Source organism: Streptomyces fuscigenes, from assembly GCF_021556455.1.
Taxonomy (GTDB): domain Bacteria; phylum Actinomycetota; class Actinomycetes; order Streptomycetales; family Streptomycetaceae; genus Streptomyces; species Streptomyces fuscigenes.
In genome coordinates this window covers 1-5,050 of the sequence record NZ_JAKGCV010000403.1, presented here as the reverse complement: position 1 = coordinate 5,050, position 5,050 = coordinate 1, and the positions used below count along the sequence as shown (strand labels likewise).

At 71.7% G+C, this 5,050-nt stretch carries 4 protein-coding genes; all 4 read left to right on the top strand.

Annotation, left to right across the window (positions count from 1 at the left end; translation table 11 throughout):
* Window positions 1-1,664: DNA translocase FtsK (locus L1885_RS23405; RefSeq protein ID WP_235799149.1), on the top strand; the 1,664-nt coding region annotated here is incomplete at its 5' end.
* Window positions 1,665-1,831: 167 nt separating this feature from the next.
* Complete coding sequence (locus L1885_RS23400; protein ID WP_235799148.1) at window positions 1,832-2,725, top strand: helix-turn-helix domain-containing protein; 894 nt, start codon at window positions 1,832-1,834, stop codon at window positions 2,723-2,725.
* A 117-nt stretch (window positions 2,726-2,842) separates the two neighbouring features.
* Window positions 2,843-4,360 (top strand): 30S ribosomal protein S12 methylthiotransferase RimO, encoded by a 1,518-nt coding sequence (gene rimO / locus L1885_RS23395; RefSeq protein WP_235799147.1) that lies wholly within the window; start codon window positions 2,843-2,845, stop codon window positions 4,358-4,360.
* Window positions 4,357-5,050 (top strand): CDP-diacylglycerol--glycerol-3-phosphate 3-phosphatidyltransferase (gene pgsA / locus L1885_RS23390; RefSeq protein WP_235799146.1); only part of this gene is annotated, 694 nt, incomplete at its 3' end. The genes rimO and pgsA, both read left to right, overlap by 4 nt.

The window sequence follows — 5,050 nt, the reverse complement described above, 5'->3', positions numbered from 1 at the left end:
CGACCGCGCGGGGCGCGGCCGGCCGGGCCAAGGGCGGCGCGCAGGACCCCGGCGCGCGCCCCGCAGGAGAGGCCGGAGACGCCGGCGACTCGGGCCAGGTCAGGCCGGCCGCCGCGTTCGCCGACCTGACCAAGCCCTCGCCCGAACCGGCCGAGGGACTCCCGCCGCGCGCGGAGCAGCTCCAGCTGGCCGGGGACATCACCTATTCGCTGCCGTCGATAGACCTGCTGGAGCGCGGCGGGCCGGGCAAGTCCCGCACCGCCGCCAACGACGCCATCGCGCACTCGCTCACCACCGTCTTCACGGAGTTCAAGGTCGACGCCGCGGTCACCGGGTTCACCCGGGGCCCGACCGTGACCCGTTACGAGGTCGAGCTCGGCACCGCCGTGAAGGTGGAGCGCATCACCGCGCTCGCCAAGAACATCGCGTACGCGGTGGCGAGCCCGGACGTGCGGATCATCTCCCCGATCCCGGGCAAGTCGGCCGTCGGCATCGAGATCCCCAACACCGACCGGGAGATGGTCAACCTCGGCGACGTGCTCCGCCTCGCCGGGGACGACGACACCGACCCGATGATGGTGGCCTTCGGCAAGGACGTCGAGGGCGGCTACGTCATGCACAGCCTGGCGAAGATGCCGCACATGCTCGTCGCGGGCGCCACCGGCTCCGGCAAGTCCTCCTGCATCAACTGCCTGATCACCTCGGTCATGATGCGGGCCACCCCCGAGGAGGTGCGGCTCGTCCTCGTCGACCCCAAGCGCGTCGAGCTCACCGCGTACGAGGGCATCCCGCACCTGATCACGCCCATCATCACCAACCCGAAGCGGGCCGCCGAGGCGCTGCAGTGGGTGGTGCGCGAGATGGACCTGCGCTACGACGACCTCGCGGCGTTCGGTTTCCGGCACATCGACGACTTCAACCAAGCCGTGCGCGAGGGCAAGGTCAAGCCGCCCGAGGGCAGCGAGAGGGAGCTGCAGCCCTACCCCTACCTGCTGGTGATCGTGGACGAGCTGGCCGACCTCATGATGGTGGCCCCGCGGGACGTCGAGGACGCCATCGTCCGGATCACCCAGCTGGCCCGCGCCGCCGGCATCCACCTGGTGCTCGCCACGCAGCGGCCGTCCGTGGACGTCGTCACCGGCCTGATCAAGGCGAACGTGCCCTCGCGGCTCGCGTTCGCGACCTCCTCCCTCGCCGACAGCCGGGTCATCCTCGACCAGCCGGGCGCCGAGAAGCTGATCGGCAAGGGCGACGGGCTCTTCCTGCCGATGGGGGCGAACAAGCCGACCCGCCTCCAGGGCGCCTTCGTCACCGAGGAGGAGATCGCCGCCGTCGTCCAGCACTGCAAGGACCAGATGGCGCCGGTCTTCCGCGACGACGTCGTCGTCGGCACCCAGAAGAAGAAGGAAGTCGACGAGGAGATCGGCGACGACCTCGACCTGCTGTGCCAGGCGGCGGAGCTCGTCGTCTCGACGCAGTTCGGCTCCACGTCGATGCTCCAGCGCAAGCTGCGCGTAGGCTTCGCGAAAGCGGGGCGGCTGATGGACCTGATGGAGTCGCGCGGCATCGTGGGACCGAGCGAGGGCTCCAAGGCCCGGGACGTCCTGGTGAAGGCCGACGAACTCGACGGTGTGCTGTCGGTCATCCGGGGGGAGTCTTCGTAGAGAGAAGTGGCGGGGCAACCCTTTGGCACACCCGTACGTCAAGGTGGTCGGGGAGGGACAGCACGGCCCTCCCCGGATGCGCCGACGGCCCGTACAGACGGCGTACGAAGTGAGTCCTCCCGCTTGCCCCACCCTTTCGTACCATTCCTGGACCCCGCGTCCAGCAGATGGCTACACGCCCGAAAGGCCCACCCGTGTCCATCGGCAACTCATCTGACGGCAGTTCACCGGAAGAAGACCCGAACCCCTCGCATCCGGCCCCCGAGGACCGCGTGCCGATCGGCCGAGCCCTGCGGCAGGCGCGCATCGCGGCCCACCTGACCGTCGACGAGGTCAGCGCCGCCACGCGCATCCGCGTACCCATCGTCCGCGCGATCGAGGACGACGACTTCAGCCGTTCCGGCGGGGCCGTCTACGCCCGCGGCCACGTGCGCATGATCGCCCGGGAGGTCGGGCTCGACCCCGAGCCCCTCGTCGACCGGTTCGACGCGGAGCACGGCGGCCGGCCCGAACCCACGGCGACCCCCGCCGCGCCGATGTTCGAGGCGGAACGCATCCGTCCGGAGCGGCGCCGGCCGAACTGGACGGGCGCCATGGTCGCCGCGATCGTGGCCGTCGCCGGCTTCGGCGCGTTCACGGCGTTCCACGACTCCGGCGACTCCGGCGACACCGCCAAGGGCAGCAGCGTCAAGGAGACGGACAGCCCCTCGCCCTCCACCTCCGCGGGCTCGCACACCCCGAAGACCAGCGACGAACCCCGTCCGGGACCCTCGAACAGCGCCATCGCGGCGGCCCCCCGCGACAAGGTCACGGTCAAGCTCTCCGCCGTCGACGACAAGAGCTGGATCTCGGCCAAGGCCCACAACGGCAGGGTGCTCTTCGACGGCATCATCTCCAAGGGCCAGTCGAAGACCTTCCAGGACGACAAGCAGGTCGACCTGATCCTCGGCAACGCCGGGGCCGTGGAGCTCTACGTCAACGGCAAGAAGGTCGACGACGAGTTCCGGTCGGGCCAGGTGGAACGTCTCTCCTACACGCCCGGAGACCCCTCCGCGGGCTGACGGCGGGCCCCGCCCGGGGCCCGCGCAACGGGCCTCGCGCGGGGCTTCCGGGCGTCCGGACCCCGCGCGAGACCCTGCGCGAACTGGGCACCGCGGCGACAAAGTAGTCTTGAGCCCATGCCCGAACGCCGTACCGTCGCTCTCGTCACGCTTGGCTGCGCCCGTAACGAGGTGGACTCGGAGGAGCTCGCAGGCCGCCTGGCGGCGGACGGCTGGGAGCTCGTCCAGGACGCCTCCGAGGCCGATGTGGCCGTCGTCAACACCTGTGGCTTCGTCGAAGCCGCCAAGAAGGACTCCGTCGACGCCCTCCTCGAAGCGAACGATCTCAAGGACCACGGGAGAACCCAGGCCGTGGTCGCCGTCGGCTGCATGGCCGAGCGCTACGGCAAGGACCTCGCCGAGGCCCTCCCCGAAGCCGACGGGGTCCTCGGCTTCGACGACTACGCCGACATCTCCGACCGCCTCCAGACCATCCTCTCCGGCGGCGTCCACGCCTCCCACACGCCCCGCGACCGCCGCAAGCTGCTGCCGCTGAGCCCCGTCGAGCGCCAGGCCGCCCCCGGTGTCGCGCTGCCCGGCCACGGCGACGTCGCGCCCGCCCCGGCCGACCTGCCCGAGGGCGTCGCCCCGGCCTCCGGCCCCCGCGCCCCGCTGCGCCGCCGCCTGGACACCAGCCCGGTCGCCTCCGTGAAGCTCGCCTCGGGCTGCGACCGCCGCTGCTCGTTCTGCGCCATCCCGTCCTTCCGCGGCTCCTTCATCTCCCGCCGCCCGAGCGACGTGCTCGGGGAGACCCGCTGGCTCGCCGAGCAGGGCGTCAAGGAGGTCATGCTCGTCTCGGAGAACAACACCTCCTACGGCAAGGACCTCGGCGACATCCGCCTGCTGGAGACGCTGCTGCCGGAGCTGGCCGCCGTCGACGGCATCGAGCGCATCCGCGTCAGCTACCTCCAGCCGGCCGAGATGCGCCCCGGCCTCATCGACGTCCTGACCTCGACGCCGAAGGTCGCCCCCTACTTCGACCTGTCCTTCCAGCACTCGGCGCCCGGCGTGCTGCGCGCGATGCGGCGCTTCGGCGACACCGAGCGCTTCCTCGGCCTGCTGGAGACCATCCGCTCCAAGGCGCCGCAGGCGGGCGTGCGGTCGAACTTCATCGTCGGCTTCCCCGGCGAGAGCGAGGCCGACTTCGCCGAGCTGGAGCGGTTCCTGACCGAGGCCCGGCTCGACGCGATCGGCGTCTTCGGCTACTCCGACGAGGAGGGCACGGAGGCCGCCGGCTACGACACCAAGCTGGACGAGGACGTCGTAGCGGAGCGCCTCGCCCATCTCTCCCGCCTCGCCGAGGAACTGACGTCCCAGCGGGCCCAGGACCGGCTCGGCGAGACCCTGGAGGTCCTCGTCGAGTCGAACGACGTCTCCGACACCGGCGTCGAAGGGGCGGTCGCGGTGGGCCGCGCCGCGCACCAGGCGCCGGAGACGGACGGCCAGGTGGTCCTCACCTCGGGCACGGATCTGCGTCCGGGTCGTATGGTCGAGGCGAAGGTGACCGGGAGCGAGGGCGTGGACCTGGTCGCCGCGCACCTGATCACCCGTCCGGAGGATCTCCTCCGGACCGCCGCCGAGGAGGCCGCCAGATGACGGGAGTCCCCGCGTCCACGACGGGCGGTGCCGGTGCGAAACCGGCGCCCGCGGGGAAGCTGGGGGCCGCGGCCGTCGACCAGGCCAGCCTGTGGAACGTGGCGAACCTGCTCACCATGGTCCGCCTGCTGCTCGTCCCCGCCTTCGTCATCCTCATGCTCCAGAACGGCGGGTACGACCCGGTGTGGCGGGCGTGGGCGTGGGCGGCCTTCGCCGTCGCCATGATCACGGACGTCTTCGACGGCCACCTGGCCCGCACGTACAACCTCGTCACCGACTTCGGGAAGATCGCGGACCCGATCGCCGACAAGGCGATCATGGGGGCCGCGCTGGTGTGCCTGTCGGCGCTCGGCGATCTGCCGTGGTGGGTGACCGCCGTGATCCTCGTGCGGGAGCTCGGGATCACCCTGATGCGGTTCTGGGTGATCCGGCACGGGGTGATCGCGGCGAGCCGCGGCGGCAAGCTCAAGACGCTCGCGCAGGGCACGGCGGTCGGCATGTACGTACTGGCCCTGGTCGGCTGGTGGGCCACGTTCCGGTTCTGGGTGATGGCCGCGGCCGTCGTCCTGACGGTGCTCACCGGGCTCGACTACGTGCGCCAGGCCGTGGTGCTGCGGCGCCGGGGCCTCGCGGCGGAGCGCGCGGCGGCGGCCGGCACGGCGCCCGGCGCCGACAGCCGCACGAGCGGCG

Bases quoted from the DNA above. Each gene is read 5' to 3' on its own strand.
- L1885_RS23400 (WP_235799148.1), top strand. From the start codon at position 1,832: ATGGCTACACGCCCGAAAGGCCCACCCGTGTCCATCGGCAACTCATCT.
- rimO (WP_235799147.1), top strand. From the start codon at position 2,843: ATGCCCGAACGCCGTACCGTCGCTCTCGTCACGCTTGGCTGCGCCCGT.